This is a genomic window from Shewanella sp. Koi 1 (genome assembly GCF_052907445.1).
Genome location: NZ_JBREJM010000001.1, coordinates 3295267 through 3311087, shown reverse-complemented (window position 1 = coordinate 3311087; position 15821 = coordinate 3295267). Strand labels below are relative to the sequence as shown.

Below are 15821 nucleotides of genomic sequence, written 5' to 3'. Positions count from 1 at the left end.
GAGTCGTATCATGAAATTGAAACTGATTTTAGCGGTTGCCATGCTGGCATTTTCACTTCCTAGCCAAGCAGAGCGCATTAAAGATATTGCCAATGTTCAAGGGGTTCGTAGCAACCAATTGATTGGTTACGGCTTAGTCGTCGGTTTACCTGGCACGGGTGAGAAGACCCGTTATACCGAACAGACCTTTACCACCATGCTGAAAAACTTTGGGATTAACTTGCCCGATAATTTCAGACCCAAAATTAAGAACGTGGCCGTGGTGGCAGTACATGCGGACATGCCGGCCTTTATCAAACCTGGTCAAGAATTGGATGTCACAGTATCAAGCCTAGGTGAAGCGAAAAGCTTACGTGGCGGTACCTTACTACAAACTTTCCTTAAAGGGGTTGATGGGAATGTGTATGCGATTGCGCAGGGCAGTTTAGTGGTCAGCGGCTTTAGCGCCGATGGTTTGGATGGTTCTAAAGTCATTCAAAATACGCCAACCGTGGGTCGTATTCCTAACGGCGCGATCGTTGAACGCAGCGTAGCAACGCCATTTTCGACTGGCGATTATTTGACGTTTAACCTACGCCGCTCGGACTTTTCGACCGCGCAGCGTATGGCCGATGCAATCAATGACTTGCTTGGTCCAGATATGGCGCGGCCATTGGATGCGACCTCTGTGCAGGTTAGTGCTCCAAGGGATGTGTCACAACGGGTGTCCTTTTTAGCCACACTCGAGAATATCGAAGTGGAGCCTGCTGATGAGTCAGCCAAAGTGATCGTGAACTCCCGTACAGGCACTATTGTGGTTGGACAGAACGTCAAGTTATTGCCAGCCGCGGTGACACATGGTGGTTTGACTGTGACAATTGCCGAAGCGACTCAGGTGTCTCAACCTAATGCGTTAGCGAATGGTCAAACGACGGTGACCAGCAATAGCACAATCAATGCGAGCGAAAGTAATCGCCGGATGTTTATGTTCAATCCTGGCACGACCTTAGATGAGTTAGTGCGAGCCGTAAACTTGGTGGGCGCGGCCCCTTCAGATGTACTTGCTATCCTCGAAGCGTTAAAAGTGGCAGGTGCTTTGCATGGTGAACTTATCATCATCTAATTTCTGTCGGGAAAATCATGGAAAAGCTTTCAAGTTCATCACATTTTCTTGATCTGGGCGGGCTCGACTCCCTGCGCGCCCAGGCTCAGAAAGATGAGAAGGGCGCCTTGAAAAAAGTCGCCCAACAATTTGAAGGCGTTTTCGTGCAAATGCTGATGAAGAGCATGCGTGACGCCAACGCAGTGTTTGAATCCGGCAGCCCACTCAACAGCCAATACACTAAATTTTATGAGCAAATGCGGGACCAGCAGTTATCCGTCGATTTATCGGATAAAGGTGTGCTGGGCCTTGCAGACATGATGGTGCAGCAATTATCCCCCGAGTCGAGCCAGTTTACCCCCGCATCCGTGCTGCGTAATGACGGTGGTATGAAGCTGCAACATGATGCGAAAGCCTTCAATATTCCAGCTCAAGCAAACTCGGCAGCTGAAATTCAAACTGCGGCTGCGCCAGTCGTTGCCGCGCAAGGCGTGCCAGCATCGATTGCGCGCCCAAGTATTGACTTGGATAACGGCGATGGTGTGACGTCTTCCTTAGATATCGATAGGCCTGAGCGTTTGCTGGCCATAGATACGCCAAAGCCTACTTGGTCAGAGCAACCCTTATCGCCAATCGAACCTGTGATCAGCGGCCAAATCTTGCCGACGGCAGCATTTAGGGAAACACAAAAGACCCTCAAGTTTGGTAGTCGGGAAGAGTTTTTGGCGACGCTTTATCCACATGCAGAAAAAGCCGCCAAAGCCCTTGGCACTCAACCCGAAGTGCTCTTGGCCCAATCAGCCCTTGAGACGGGCTGGGGTCAAAAAATTGTCCGTGGCAATAATGGCGCGCCAAGCCATAACCTGTTCAACATTAAAGCCGATCGTCGCTGGCAAGGTGATAAGGCTAACGTGAGTACCTTGGAATTTGAGCAGGGTATTGCCGTTAGACAAAAAGCCGATTTTAGGGTGTATGCCGATTTCGAGCACAGTTTTAACGATTTTGTTTCCTTTATTGCTGAGGGTGAGCGTTATCAGGCGGCGAAGAAAGTCGCGGCGTCACCGACTCAGTTTATTCGAGCATTACAGGATGCTGGTTATGCCACCGATCCTAAATATGCTGAAAAAGTCATTAAAGTCATGCAGTCCATCAGCGAAGAGCTGAAATCGATACTGCCAGGAGAAGACAAATGATCATTCTTCATAGGATGTTAGTGTTGGGGAGTATCGGCTGATGGCTATCGATCTATTAAATATTGCCCGTACAGGCGTGCTCGCATCCCAGTCACAACTGGGAGTGACCAGTAATAACATCGCCAATGCCAACACCGCGGGTTATCACAGACAAGTGGCGACGCAAACCACGTTAGATTCACAACGTCTTGGTAATAGCTTCTATGGCACAGGTACTTATGTCTCTGATGTTAAGCGTATATACAACGACTATGCTGCACGCGAATTGCGGATTGGCCAAACCACGCTGAGTGCGGCCGAAGCGAGCTACGGCAAGTTGAGCGAGCTTGATCAAGTCTTCTCGCAAATCGGCAAAATAGTGCCACAGAGCTTGAACGATTTGTTTTCAGGGCTAAATAGTTTGGCGGACTTGCCTGCAGACCTCGGCATTCGCAGCTCGACCTTAAACGATGCCAAACAATTGGCGAACAGCTTGAACCAGATGCAGTCGACGCTGAATGGACAGCTGACTCAAACCAATGATCAAATCACGGGTATGACGAAGCGCATCAATGAGATCAGCACTGAACTTGCCAATCTTAACCTCGAGTTGATGAAGTCGCCGAACCAAGACGCCATGTTACTGGACAAGCAAGATGCATTGGTACAGGAGCTGAGTCAGTACGCGCAGGTGAATGTGATCCCCTTAGAAAACGGGGCCAAAAGCATCATGCTCGGCGGCGCAATAATGCTGGTTTCGGGTGAAGTCCCCATGTCGGTCAGTACTGCGACGGGCGACCCTTTCCCGAATGAACTGCAGTTGATGTCGAGCATCGGCTCTCAAAGTGTACGTGTCGACCCTAGCAAGTTAGGCGGTCAGCTGGGTGCCTTGTTTGAGTATCGTGAACAAACTCTAGTGCCAGCAGGGTTGGAACTCGATCAACTGGCCCTTGGGGTTGCTGATAACTTTAACAAGTTACAGGCGCAAGGATTCGATCTTAATGGCCAAGTGGGCGCCGATATCTTTAAGGATATCAACGATCCTCTAATGTCTATCGGCCGTGTGGCTGGATTTTCCGGTAACACAGGTAATGCGACCTTAGGTGTCAATATTGACGATACGAGCGCTTTATCGGGTGGCTCCTACGAGCTGTCTTTTACGGCGCCTGCCACCTATGAACTCAGAGATACGCAAACCGGCACTATCACACCGCTCACCTTAAATGGCACTAAGCTCGAAGGTGGCGCGGGATTCTCTATTGATATTAAAGCTGGCGCCATGGCTTCTGGGGATAGATTCGCTATTCGTCCCACCGCGGGAGCGGCGAATGGTATTGAAGTGGTGATGACAGATCCTAAAGGCATTGCCGCCGCTGCGCCCAAAATCACCCCAGATGCAGCGAACTCAGGCAATACTCAAGTGAAGGTAACGCAAATTACCAACCGCAGTGCGGCAAACTTCCCGACAACGGGTAGCGAGCTCACCATTCAATTGGATACCACGGCCGTGCCGCCAACCTATGAAGCCTTCGATGCCAATGGCGCATCCCTTGGCGCACCAGCGGCATATACGCCACCCAGCATCAGTGCGTTTGGCTTTACCTTTGAAGTCGATAGCAGTGCGGCGGCCGCGGGTGACAAGTTTACCTTCGATTTATCCTTTGCCGAAGGGGATAACACTAACGCCTTGGCAATGGCCAAACTCAGTGAAGCCAAAGTGATGAATGGCGGTAAATCAACGCTTGCCGATGTGTTTGAACAGACCAAGCAAGATATCGGCAGTCAAACCAAAGCGGCCGAAGTCCGAGTTGGGGCGGCTGATGCGATTTATCAACAGGCTTACGCCAGAGTAGAGAGCGAATCAGGGGTGAACTTAGATGAAGAAGCGGCCAACCTGATGCGTTTCCAACAGGCCTACCAAGCGTCTGCGCGGATCATGTCAACCGCCCAGCAAATTTTTGACACCCTACTGACCTCAGTGCGTTAGGAGAAGTGACGATGAGACTATCAAGTGCGCAGCTCTTTAATCAAAGCATTAGTAGTGTGCTGCAAAAACAAACGGCCACGAGCAAGATTCTGGATCAGCTCAGCAGCGGCAAAAAGGTCAATACCTCTGGGGATGACCCGGTTGCGGCTTTAGGTATTGATAACCTGAATCAACGCAATGCCTTAGTCGATCAATTTATGAAGAATATCGACTATGCAACCAATCATCTTCAACAAACAGAGAGTCAGTTAGGTCAAGCCGATGCCTTAATATCCAGTATGAAGGATTTGATATTACAGGGTTCAAACGGCAGCCTAACATCTGAGGAGCGGCAAACTATTGCCGATGATTTGCGCAAGAGCCTTGACCAGTTATTGACAATTGCCAATACCAAAGATGAATCGGGCAATTATTTATTTGCGGGTAACAAGACTGATACTTTGCCATTCCAATTTGATGCCAATGGCAAAATTGTCTATCAAGGTGATTCTGGTGTCCACAGTGCGATAATCGCATCAGGTATACAGCTTAATACCAATGTTGCCGGTGATACCGCATTCATCAAATCCCCCAATGCAATTGGCGATTATAGTGTCAATTATTCGTCATCCCAGCAAGGGGAGTTCAGTGTTACCAGTGCAAAGCTTGACGGTGTAACGCCTTCACTTTCCGACTATCAGATTAATTTTTTAGATGATGGTGCGGGCGGTATTAATGTGGAAGTCACTGATACTGCTACCCCTGCGAATGTGATTTCAGCCGCAGCACCTTTTGACCCCTCCGCATCAATCAATTTTGACGGCGTTAAGCTAAGCATTGAAGGTGAGCCAAAGATTGGTGACAGCTTCACCCTTCACCAAGAAGCTGAAGTGAGTATTTTCGACACCTTTAGTAAGGCTATCGATCTATTTGAGAATGGCGTTGAAGTACAAACTCCTTCAGGTCAATCAGAGTTGGCACAGTTATTGAATAATGTTCAGAGTGGTGTCAAACAAATCAGTCAGCAACAAGGCTTAGCAGGCAACAGTTTAAAAGTACTGGAAAAATATACTGATAAGCATACTGATGAAAAGTTGATCAACACCTCGGCGTTATCCAAGTTGGAGGATGTCGACTATGCCACTGCGATTACTGAATTTGAAAAGCAACAACTTGCGCTCAATGCGGTATCCAGTGTGTTTAGTAAAGTGGGCTCAGTATCGTTGTTTGACTATATCTAGAGCCCGCCTCGCCCATAACAATAGAGTACGTATGTTTACAAAGGCGTCTCTGGGTTTAATCGGGCAGGTTTTAGATATAAGTAGTTGGATATAGCAAGTTAATTAAACCAACGCTTAAGCATTTTAAGCAACGTTAAAGTGTACTAAGCAAACCAATATTCTTGGAAAGTAACAAGATTTAGCCAGGCTTCCACGTCTTGGCACCCAACTTAGAAGAGGAATGTAACATGGCTATTACTGTTAATACCAATGTGACCTCATTGAAGTCACAAAAAAACCTAAACGGCGCTAACAGCGCGCTGCAAACCTCCATGGAGCGTCTGTCATCTGGCCTGCGTATTAACAGTGCCAAAGACGATGCCGCTGGTCTGCAAATTTCTAACCGTTTGACCAGTCAAATCAATGGTCTTGATGTCGCACAACGTAATGCTAACGATGGTATCTCGATTGCACAAACCGCTGAAGGCGCGATGCAAACATCTACCGACATTCTGCAACGTATGCGTGATCTATCGTTGCAGTCAGCTAACGGCTCAAACTCGACAGAAGATCGTGCTGCGATGCAAAAAGAGCTGTCAGCACTGCAGACCGAATTGACGCGTATTGCTGACACTACCTCTTTTGGTGGTCAAAAATTACTGGATGGTACTTACGGTACGCAAAAATTCCAAGTTGGTGCCAATGCAAATGAGACCATTTCAGTGACGTTGATGGATGTATCTTCTGACAAACTTGGCAATAACACTATTTCAGGTAAAGGTTCGGTTTTAGGGGTTGCGGCCACTGATACGCTTGCAAATAGTGTTGCTTTTACTCCAGGTGACATCAAAGTAAATGGTAAGACTGTAGCGGTTGTTGCTGCGGATACTGCTACTTCTCTTGCTGACAAGATCAACGCCACAGGTTCGGGCGTTAAAGCGGAAGCCAAGCTTTCCACAACGATTGAAGGTTTGAGTTCAGCAGATACTGGTACCCTTACTGTTTATGATGCGGAGGGTAATGCTGACAGCTATGATCTATCAACCTACAACGGTGATGCAAAAACGCTTGCTTCGGACTTAGGGAAAGCGGGATATGATGTTAGCTACGATGCTGATACTGGAAAGATTGGCTTCTCAGCAACGGGTGTACAGGGTATTGAAATTTCTGGTGGTGTAGCAGGTGGAACTGTAAGTTTAGGTGGTAATGTTGCAAATGACACTAATACAGATGTGAGTGTAGCTTCCAGTTTGACACTATCTTCACCAGATAAGTTTACTGTGACTGATGATGGTACGGCAGATCTTGGCGAAATGCTGAGTGGTGGCACATCAGAACTGAATAAAGTAAGCAAGATTGATATCAATACCGCGCAAGGCGCACAAGATGCAATTGCAGTAATTGATGCGGCGATTGCTGGTATTGATAGCAGTCGTTCTGATTTAGGTGCGGTGCAAAACCGTATGAGTTTTACCATCAACAACTTGAGCAACATTGCAACTAACGTATCTGATGCACGTAGCCGGGTGCAAGATGTAGACTTTGCCAAAGAAACTGCCACTATGACTAAACAGCAGATTCTATCACAAACCTCATCTGCGATGTTGGCACAGGCGAACCAACTTCCTCAAGTGGCATTGTCGCTACTCGGTGGTTAATCGTTCGTACTATAGCGATATACTCGTTACGACTTGAGTATTATATAAAGCTAAAAATGCCGATGCTTATCGGCATTTTTAGCTTTATGATTTTTAAATGAATTTCTCTATTTTGAAGAAATTTTAAAAAAGTGGCTAAAGTTCGTTCCTCCTTTGCCGTTACAGTAAATGTAACAAGTTAAGCTTCGCCTGGCTGAACAGCTCAGGCAGTTGTCTACCAGGTACTATGAGGAACCTATATCATGGCAATTACTGTTAATACCAACGTGACCTCGCTGAGCTCACAAAAGAACTTGAACAGCGCGAACAGCGCATTAAAAACCTCCATGGAGCGTCTGTCATCTGGCCTGCGTATTAACAGTGCCAAAGACGATGCCGCAGGTTTGCAAATTTCTAACCGTTTAACCAGCCAGATCAATGGTCTTGATGTCGCACAACGTAATGCCAACGATGGTATCTCGATTGCACAAACCGCTGAAGGCGCGATGCAAACATCTACCGACATTCTGCAACGTATGCGTGATCTATCGTTGCAGTCAGCTAACGGTTCAAACTCAGCAGATGACCGTGCCGCAATGCAGAAAGAAATTTCATCTCTGCAGACAGAGTTGACTCGTATCGCTGATACAACCTCCTTCGGTGGTCAAAAATTACTTGATGGTACTTATGGTACGCAAAAATTCCAAGTGGGTTCAAACGCCAATGAAACCATTTCAATTTCTCTGGGCGATGTATCTTCTGACAAACTTGGCAATAACACTATTTCAGGTAAAGGTTCGGTTTTAGGGGTTGCGGCCACTGATACGCTTGCAAATAGTGTTGCTTTTACTCCAGGTGACATCAAAGTAAATGGTAAGACTGTAGCGGTTGTTGCTGCGGATACTGCTACTTCTCTTGCTGACAAGATCAACGCCACAGGTTCGGGCGTTAAAGCGGAAGCCAAGCTTTCCACAACGATTGAAGGTTTGAGTTCAGCAGATACTGGTACCCTTACTGTTTATGATGCGGAGGGTAATGCTGACAGCTATGATCTATCAACCTACAACGGTGATGCAAAAACGCTTGCTTCGGACTTAGGGAAAGCGGGATATGATGTTAGCTACGATGCTGATACTGGAAAGATTGGCTTCTCAGCAACGGGTGTACAGGGTATTGAAATTTCTGGTGGTGTAGCAGGTGGAACTGTAAGTTTAGGTGGTAATGTTGCAAATGACACTAATACAGATGTGAGTGTAGCTTCCAGTTTGACACTATCTTCACCAGATAAGTTTACTGTGACTGATGATGGTACGGCAGATCTTGGCGAAATGCTGAGTGGTGGCACATCAGAACTGAATAAAGTAAGCAAGATTGATATCAATACCGCGCAAGGCGCACAAGATGCAATTGCAGTAATTGATGCGGCGATTGCTGGTATTGACGGCCAACGTGCTGACCTTGGTGCGGTGCAAAACCGTATGAACTTTACCATCAACAACTTGAGCAACATTTCGACTAACGTGTCCGATGCACGTAGCCGGGTGCAAGATGTAGACTTTGCCAAAGAAACTGCCACCATGACTAAACAGCAGATTCTGTCGCAAACCTCATCTGCGATGCTGGCACAGGCGAACCAACTTCCTCAAGTGGCCTTGTCACTGCTGTAAGCGAAGTAAAGGTTTTCGTTTGATTGGGCAGAGGGAGGGCAGTTTTGCTCTCCCTTTATTGTTTTAGTGTTACCGCATCTGTTGTATGGCCGATGCAAAATATAGGAAACACGATATGAGTGACGTAACATTAAATGCAGGCCTTGGGCTGCAATCGGTAGTGAATGCGGCAACCAAATCGGCAATCCCTCCACAACAGATAGTTGTTGATGCGGCTACAAACGTTAAAAATGGTGTAAATTTTGCTTTAAATTCAGATGTTGTCAATGTGTTGGCAGATACAGCTAATGTAGATCAACAAGAAGAACAAACATCTCTGACTCAAGTTGCAAGTTCATTGACTGAAACCATGTCAATGATGAAAAAAGGGCTAGAGTTTAAAGTAGATGAGCTTGAAGGTTTACCAGTCGTGAGTGTCGTGGATGTGAACTCTGGTGAACTGATCCGCCAAATTCCTTCAGAAGAGGCTTTGGCATTGGCTGAAAAAATGTCGGAAATTGCTGGCGTATTGATGAAAACAGAGGCCTAAGTCAATAAAGACTCAGAGGCAGGGGAGGTTAACATGGCGGGTTTAACTGCAAGCGGCATTGGTTCAGGGCTTGATATTGGTGGCATAGTCTCGGCTTTGGTAAACGCTGAAAAGGCTCCCAAAGAGGCGCAATTCAATAAAACCGAAGGCCTTGTTAATACTCAAATCTCCGCTCTAGGCGCATTAAAAAGTAGTATTTCTGAGTTTTTGGATAAATTTAAGCCATTGTCTGAAGCTAAAACTTTTACAGGGTTTACTTCTAAGTTATCTAAAAGCGACTATTTGTCGGCCAAGACTGATTCCGATGCAGTTGCAGGCAGTTATAACTTAGTGGTTGAGCAGCTCGCTCAAAGTCAGAAAGTCGGCTCAGCAAATGTTACTGATGTGACTGCGCCAATTGGTAGTGGCTCTCTGGCAATTGATGTCGCTGGAAAAAGCTTCTCCATCGATGTTGCGAGCGGTGATTCGCTTCAGGATATTGTAAAAAAAATCAATAAGGCCGACGATAATGTTGGGGTAACGGCCACCATAATCAATAGCGATGCTGGGCCACAGATGGTTCTGACATCTAATAAAACGGGCACTGCAAATCAAATCCAAGTGACAGCAAACGATGATACAGGTACTGCCCTTGCCGATACCTTCACCATGACTGAGGTGCAGGGGGCTAAGGATGCAATACTGTATGTGGATGGCCTCAAGGTGACATCAAATTCTAATGAGGTTAAGGATGCAATACAGGGCGTTACTTTGACTCTTAAAGATGCCGATGTCGATAAATCTACCACATTGACAATTGAGCAAGATAAGGCGTCTGCAACCAAAGCCATAAAGGAGTTTGTTGAGTCTTATAACACCATGACAAGCACAGTGAAGGGGATGTCGGGTTATGATCCTAAAACTAAACAGGTGGGAATATTCCAAGGTGACTCTCTTATTCGTAGCTTACAAAGCCAGTTTCGAGGGGTGATCTCTTCCTCTTATGGCGATGGTATGGCGCTAGCAAACCTAGGCATTAAAACCACACGTGATGGAACCTTGGAGCTGGATGAGGATACCTTAAAAAAAGCTCTTGAGAATGATATAAGTGCAGTGGCCGACTTCTTTACCACAGAGGGAACCGGATTTGCTGCCAAAATGACTAGTGTGGGCGAAGCATATACTCAATCAGGGGGATTGCTTGATAGCCGTGATGAAACATTGGATAACCGACTTTCCCGTCTAGGGGATGAAAGAGCAGCTTTTGCGTTGAAAATGAAAGCCTATGAAGCTCGGCTTACCAAGCAGTTTAATGCTATGGATTTGATGGTTGGCCAGCTTAATTCGCAAGGTAGCACTATTCAGGCTCGTATCGATTCGTTACCTGGATTAGTCTCAAATAAGAAATAATATTGAGTGACCCACAACATGTCTGAAGCAATAAATGCTTATGCTGAGCTGCAGTTAGTAAACAAGTTAGTGCATGAATCATTATCACATTTGGATACAGTTGCAGGTAATCTTGATGAGTCAGAAGAATTGGCAAGTATCCTGCAAGAACTGATAAACAGGCGTCAAGAATTGTTACTACAATGGCTGCCTGACACAACTCAAGATGATGTTACGTTACTCACTGAACAGCAAAAGCTAAGTCTGACATTCGAGCAATGTGTTGCTAATGTTAGGCAGCAGTATGCCAATGAGTTAGCACTCAGAAAAAGTAACACTTCAAAAGTAAATTTGTATAAAACTTTGGATGCAAACAGGTAGGTAGTTATGAGAGGCTCACTCCAGTCTTATCGTAAAGTTTCCCTCAAGAGTCAGATCGCAGATGCTTCTCCACACAGAATTACTCAGATGTTGTTTAATGGGGCATTAGAGAGGATTGCTCAATCAAAAATTGCAATGGAGCAATGTGATATCGCTAGCAAAGGCTTATTGATTGGTAAGGCTATCGGTATTATTCTCGGGCTGAAAAACACACTAGTGATGGATGCGGGTGGCGATATTGCCACTAATTTAGCCAATCTTTACGATTTTATGGTGCAACGTTTGACTGATGCGAATGTGCAGAATGACCCTGTTGCATTAGATGATGTTGCAGGATTACTGCGCGAAATTAAAGAAGCGTGGGATGCTATTCCTGCGGATAAACACAATATCACTTCTCATACATAAGCTCGTTAATTGTGTTATAGATCAACAGGAAAAAGGACGCACAAAGTGCGTCTTTTTTTTTGGCTCTAGTCAATTTATTGACATAATTGACTAGAATCATGGGATAAATGAACTAAAATCAATTCAGTTTGGCATAATCCGCATTCGAAGCTTGCTTCTCGACTGCTGATAATACAATATTCATCACAGTAGTGATGGTGGCACAGATTGTTACATTGAATTTGTTAAGCTTTTACAGCAACTAATCATAAATAATTAATGCGAATTGATACCTAATTAGCGCTTTACGGCCTACTGAATGATGCAAACAGATCAACGAATTTTACTTGTCGGAACCTCATCAGAGCGATTAAATCGCCTGTGTTGCATTTTTGAATTTTTGGGCGAGCAAATCGAGATTGTCGCCATCGAAAAATTAAGCACTAGCCTCCAAGATACCCGTTATCGCGCTTTGGTGATCAGCACAGAGACTGTGTCCGTTGACGAATTAAAGTCGATCGCGAATCAGTATCCTTGGCAACCTATCTTGTCCTTTGGCAATGTGGGCGAGTTACAGGCTGCAAATATCCTAGGTCAAATCGAAGAGCCATTAAACTATCCGCAACTCACCGAGCTGCTGCATTTTTGCCAAGTGTATGGCCAGGTTAAACGTCCACAAGTCCCAACCAGTGCGAATCAAACCAAACTATTCCGTAGTTTAGTGGGCCGCAGTGAAGGTATTGCCAATGTCCGTCATTTGATTAGCCAGGTGGCAACTTCAGATGCGACGGTATTAGTGCTAGGGCAGTCGGGGACAGGTAAGGAAGTCGTCGCTCGTAACATTCATTACTTGTCTGAACGCCGTGATGGTCCTTTTATTCCGGTGAACTGTGGTGCGATCCCGCCAGAACTACTCGAAAGCGAATTATTCGGTCATGAGAAGGGCTCTTTTACGGGGGCTATTAGCTCGCGTAAGGGCCGTTTTGAGCTCGCAGAAGGTGGCACACTGTTTCTCGATGAAATCGGTGATATGCCTTTGCAGATGCAGGTAAAATTGCTGCGTGTGCTGCAGGAGCGCGTATTCGAGCGTGTCGGTGGCACTAAGACGATCAATGCTGATGTGCGTGTTGTCGCTGCAACCCACAGAGATCTCGAAAGCATGATCACCAGCAACGAGTTCCGTGAAGATCTTTATTACCGCCTCAACGTTTTCCCGATTGAGATGCCTGCGCTAAGCGACCGCAAGGATGACGTTCCTCTGCTGTTGCAAGAGTTGGTAAGCCGAGTCTATAACGAAGGACGTGGCAAAGTTCGCTTTACCCAACGTGCGATTGAATCGTTAAAAGAACACGCTTGGTCGGGTAACGTCCGGGAATTATCTAACCTTGTTGAACGCCTAACGATTTTATATCCGGGCGGTTTGGTCGATGTGAACGACTTACCGATAAAGTATCGTCATATTGATGTGCCTGAGTATAGTGTCGAACTCAGTGAAGAGCAGCAAGAACGTGATGCGCTCGCTTCGATTTTCACCAGCGAAGAGCCAGTAGAAATTCCTGAAACGCGTTTCCCCAGTGAGTTACCACCTGAAGGCGTTAACCTCAAGGATCTGCTGGCAGAGCTTGAAATCGATATGATTCGTCAGGCGTTAGAGCAGCAGGATAACGTGGTTGCGCGTGCTGCAGAAATGCTCGGTATTCGTCGTACTACTTTGGTTGAAAAAATGCGTAAGTACGGAATGACGAAAGAATAGTCATATTCACGTTGTTTATCTTATTGTTTTACCTATCTAAATTCATTTCTTAATTTGGCATAGAATCTGCAAACACTCCGTCAGAAGCAATTTTTTGACGGAGTGACTATGTCAGCCCATCCACTAGCGCAACTTGAAACATTCAAGCACACTAGCAAACAATGGAACCAACTGCGTGAGGCCGCCAATATGTCCAATCGGATGGAGCATATTTTACAGGCTATGCCCTCTGGCGTGGTGATTTTGAACGGTGACGGTATTGTTACTGATGCAAACCCTGTTGCCGTGGAATTGCTGGAGCAGCCGTTATGTGGCGCCCGCTGGATTGATGTGATCCATACGGCGTTTGCGCCACAGGATGATGATGGTCATGAAGTCTCATTACGCAATGGCCGCCGAGTCAAATTTGCGATTACCCCATTAACGCCCGAACCAGGCCAATTAATTGTGCTGACGGATCTAACCGAAACTCGTCTACTGCAAAAGAATCTTTCCCATCTGCAGCGTCTGTCAGCCCTCGGCAAAATGGTCGCGACGCTGGCGCATCAAGTGCGTACGCCACTGTCGGCGGCACTGCTCTATGCTGCGAATCTGGCCAGTCCTAAACTATCGGAATCTGCTAAGGCAAAATTTCAGCAGAAGTTAGTGGATAGACTCAATGAGCTTGAACGCCAAGTTAACGATATGCTGCTGATGGCCAAAGGGCGGCAGGATGAATTGGGTGAGTTAGTTAACCTTGATGAGGTGATCAATACTGTCATTGCGAACTGTGAGCCGATTGTGGCTCAGCGCGGCGCAGCATTGACTGTCACCAATGCGTCCAACGGTTTAATGCTGGCGAATGTGAACGCGCTCAGTTCAGCCGTGAATAATCTGGTGATGAACAGTCTTGAAGCAGGGGCAACGCAGATCCAAATCGTTGCTAATGATAGCAATGAACAGTTACATCTCAATGTCATCGATAATGGCAAAGGATTGGATGCCAAAATGCAGCAAAAAGTGCTGGAACCTTTCTTTACCACTAAAGCTCAGGGGACAGGTTTAGGCTTAGCCGTTGTGCAGTCAGTGGTTCGCAATCATGGCGGACAAATCCAATTGAGTTGTATGCCTAATAAAGGTTGTACTGTGTCGCTAACCTTCCCGCAGGCGAAATCGGCTGCAGTATTGCTGCTGGAGAAACCCTATGTCTGAAGCCAAATTACTCTTAGTCGAAGACGATGCGTCCCTGCGTGAGGCTTTGCTCGATACCTTGATGTTGGCGCAATACGACTGTATCGATGTGGCCTCCGGCGAGGAAGCCATTATCGCCTTGAAGCAACATCAGTTTGATTTAGTGATCAGCGATGTGCAGATGCAAGGTATTGGCGGCTTAGGCTTATTAAATTACTTACAGCAGCATCACCCCAAGCTGCCAGTGTTATTGATGACGGCGTATGCCACCATTGGCAGTGCGGTCAGTGCAATTAAATTGGGCGCCGTCGATTATTTGGCTAAGCCTTTTGCTCCAGAGGTGTTGCTTAACCAAGTTTCCCGCTATTTACCGCTCAAACAAAATAGTGATAAGCCAGTGGTTGCCGACGAAAAGAGTCTCGCGCTCTTGTCTCTGGCGCAGCGGGTAGCGGCATCCGATGCCTCTGTGATGATCCTTGGGCCAAGCGGCTCGGGTAAAGAAGTGTTAGCCCGTTATATTCATCAACATAGCAGCCGTGCTGATCAAGCATTTGTGGCCATTAACTGTGCGGCTATCCCCGAGAATATGCTCGAGGCGACCTTATTTGGTTATGAAAAGGGCGCCTTTACCGGTGCTTATCAGGCGTGTCCTGGTAAATTTGAGCAGGCGCAGGGCGGCACCTTATTACTCGATGAAATTTCAGAGATGGATTTGGGACTTCAGGCTAAACTGCTGCGTGTGTTGCAAGAGCGTGAAGTGGAGCGTTTAGGCGGTCGCAAAACCATTAAGTTAGATGTTCGGGTGCTTGCCACCTCGAATCGGGATTTAAAGGCCGTCGTTGCCGCGGGTCAATTCCGGGAGGATCTCTATTATCGCATCAACGTGTTTCCACTGACCTGGCCAGCTTTGAATCAACGCCCTGCGGATATTTTGCCCCTCGCTCGGCATTTGCTAGCCAAGCACGCGAAGGCGCTCAATGTGCTTGATTTGCCTGAGTTTGATGAGGCAGCTTGTCGTCGTTTACTCAGTCATCGCTGGCCAGGTAATGTGCGCGAGTTGGATAACGTTGTCCAACGCGCGTTAATTTTACGTGCTGGAGCTGTGATTAGCGCCAACGATATTATTATCGATGCCCAAGATGTGCCTCTGTTATCCGATGAAGCCGAATTCGCTAATGAGCCTGAAGGTTTAGGTGAAGAGTTGAAGGCGCAGGAGCATGTGATCATTCTCGAAACCCTAGCGCAATGCCAAGGTAGCCGTAAGTTGGTTGCCGAGAAACTCGGGATCAGTGCGCGTACCTTAAGATACAAGATGGCCAGAATGCGCGATATGGGGATTCAATTGCCCAACTAAGTTGGTTTTTTCAACCTAACTTGCACCTTTGCCATTGGATTACCCTGTGGCAATTTCATATCTGACGATTCCCCCAATTCTTTTTAGCACGGCTAAGTGAAAACTTGGCCGTGCTTTTGCATATCCTGTTTATCTA

13 protein-coding genes are annotated in these 15821 nt (G+C 46.6%); all 13 read left to right on the top strand.

Annotated elements, in window-relative coordinates:
- The first annotated feature begins 10 nt into the window (after positions 1–10).
- Positions 11–1102 (top strand): flagellar basal body P-ring protein FlgI, encoded by a 1092-nt coding sequence (locus ACUZ8J_RS14565; RefSeq protein ID WP_011622054.1) that lies wholly within the window; start codon positions 11–13, stop codon positions 1100–1102.
- Between the two features lie 17 nt (positions 1103–1119).
- Positions 1120–2274, top strand: coding sequence for a flagellar assembly peptidoglycan hydrolase FlgJ (gene flgJ / locus ACUZ8J_RS14560; RefSeq protein ID WP_446694225.1), 1155 nt, complete (start codon positions 1120–1122; stop codon positions 2272–2274).
- A 40-nt stretch (positions 2275–2314) separates the two neighbouring features.
- Positions 2315–4240: a flagellar hook-associated protein FlgK gene (gene flgK / locus ACUZ8J_RS14555; RefSeq protein ID WP_446694224.1), complete on the top strand. Its 1926-nt coding sequence runs from the start codon at positions 2315–2317 to the stop codon at positions 4238–4240.
- A gap of 11 nt (positions 4241–4251) precedes the next feature.
- Positions 4252–5460: a flagellar hook-associated protein FlgL gene (flgL, locus tag ACUZ8J_RS14550; protein ID WP_446694223.1), complete on the top strand. Its 1209-nt coding sequence runs from the start codon at positions 4252–4254 to the stop codon at positions 5458–5460.
- Positions 5461–5687: 227 nt separating this feature from the next.
- On the top strand, positions 5688–7097 hold the full coding sequence (locus tag ACUZ8J_RS14545; protein ID WP_446694222.1) for a flagellin: 1410 nt from the start codon (positions 5688–5690) through the stop codon (positions 7095–7097).
- 242 nt (positions 7098–7339) lie between these two features.
- A complete protein-coding gene (locus ACUZ8J_RS14540) occupies positions 7340–8743 on the top strand; it encodes a flagellin (RefSeq protein WP_446694221.1) in 1404 nt (467 codons plus the stop codon).
- A gap of 115 nt (positions 8744–8858) precedes the next feature.
- Complete coding sequence (locus ACUZ8J_RS14535; protein ID WP_446694220.1) at positions 8859–9272, top strand: flagellar protein FlaG; 414 nt, start codon at positions 8859–8861, stop codon at positions 9270–9272.
- Positions 9273–9305: 33 nt separating this feature from the next.
- A complete protein-coding gene (gene fliD / locus ACUZ8J_RS14530) occupies positions 9306–10661 on the top strand; it encodes a flagellar filament capping protein FliD (protein WP_374915946.1) in 1356 nt (451 codons plus the stop codon).
- Between the two features lie 18 nt (positions 10662–10679).
- On the top strand, positions 10680–11021 hold the full coding sequence (locus ACUZ8J_RS14525) for a hypothetical protein (protein WP_374895439.1): 342 nt from the start codon (positions 10680–10682) through the stop codon (positions 11019–11021).
- A 6-nt stretch (positions 11022–11027) separates the two neighbouring features.
- Entirely contained in the window at positions 11028–11429 is a 402-nt protein-coding gene (gene fliS, locus ACUZ8J_RS14520; RefSeq protein ID WP_446694219.1) for a flagellar export chaperone FliS, read from the top strand.
- Between the two features lie 298 nt (positions 11430–11727).
- Positions 11728–13161, top strand: a complete 1434-nt coding sequence (locus ACUZ8J_RS14515; RefSeq protein ID WP_446694218.1) for a sigma-54 dependent transcriptional regulator — start codon at positions 11728–11730, stop codon at positions 13159–13161.
- A 108-nt stretch (positions 13162–13269) separates the two neighbouring features.
- Positions 13270–14352, top strand: coding sequence for a sensor histidine kinase (locus ACUZ8J_RS14510; protein ID WP_140907827.1), 1083 nt, complete (start codon positions 13270–13272; stop codon positions 14350–14352).
- Positions 14345–15685: a sigma-54-dependent transcriptional regulator gene (locus ACUZ8J_RS14505; protein WP_220057680.1), complete on the top strand. Its 1341-nt coding sequence runs from the start codon at positions 14345–14347 to the stop codon at positions 15683–15685. Before ACUZ8J_RS14510 ends, ACUZ8J_RS14505 begins: the two co-directional genes overlap by 8 nt.
- Positions 15686–15821: the final 136 nt, after the last annotated feature.

What these genes read in the sequence shown, in the direction of transcription:
- ACUZ8J_RS14510 (WP_140907827.1), top strand. Translation starts at nt 13,270, where the DNA reads ATGTCAGCCCATCCACTAGCGCAACTTGAAACATTCAAGCACACTAGC.
- ACUZ8J_RS14515 (WP_446694218.1), top strand. Translation starts at nt 11,728, where the DNA reads ATGATGCAAACAGATCAACGAATTTTACTTGTCGGAACCTCATCAGAG.
- fliS (WP_446694219.1), top strand. Translation starts at nt 11,028, where the DNA reads ATGAGAGGCTCACTCCAGTCTTATCGTAAAGTTTCCCTCAAGAGTCAG.
- fliD (WP_374915946.1), top strand. Translation starts at nt 9,306, where the DNA reads ATGGCGGGTTTAACTGCAAGCGGCATTGGTTCAGGGCTTGATATTGGT.
- flgK (WP_446694224.1), top strand. Translation starts at nt 2,315, where the DNA reads ATGGCTATCGATCTATTAAATATTGCCCGTACAGGCGTGCTCGCATCC.
- ACUZ8J_RS14565 (WP_011622054.1), top strand. Translation starts at nt 11, where the DNA reads ATGAAATTGAAACTGATTTTAGCGGTTGCCATGCTGGCATTTTCACTT.
- ACUZ8J_RS14525 (WP_374895439.1), top strand. Translation starts at nt 10,680, where the DNA reads ATGTCTGAAGCAATAAATGCTTATGCTGAGCTGCAGTTAGTAAACAAG.
- flgL (WP_446694223.1), top strand. Translation starts at nt 4,252, where the DNA reads ATGAGACTATCAAGTGCGCAGCTCTTTAATCAAAGCATTAGTAGTGTG.
- ACUZ8J_RS14545 (WP_446694222.1), top strand. Translation starts at nt 5,688, where the DNA reads ATGGCTATTACTGTTAATACCAATGTGACCTCATTGAAGTCACAAAAA.
- ACUZ8J_RS14505 (WP_220057680.1), top strand. Translation starts at nt 14,345, where the DNA reads ATGTCTGAAGCCAAATTACTCTTAGTCGAAGACGATGCGTCCCTGCGT.
- ACUZ8J_RS14535 (WP_446694220.1), top strand. Translation starts at nt 8,859, where the DNA reads ATGAGTGACGTAACATTAAATGCAGGCCTTGGGCTGCAATCGGTAGTG.
- flgJ (WP_446694225.1), top strand. Translation starts at nt 1,120, where the DNA reads ATGGAAAAGCTTTCAAGTTCATCACATTTTCTTGATCTGGGCGGGCTC.
- ACUZ8J_RS14540 (WP_446694221.1), top strand. Translation starts at nt 7,340, where the DNA reads ATGGCAATTACTGTTAATACCAACGTGACCTCGCTGAGCTCACAAAAG.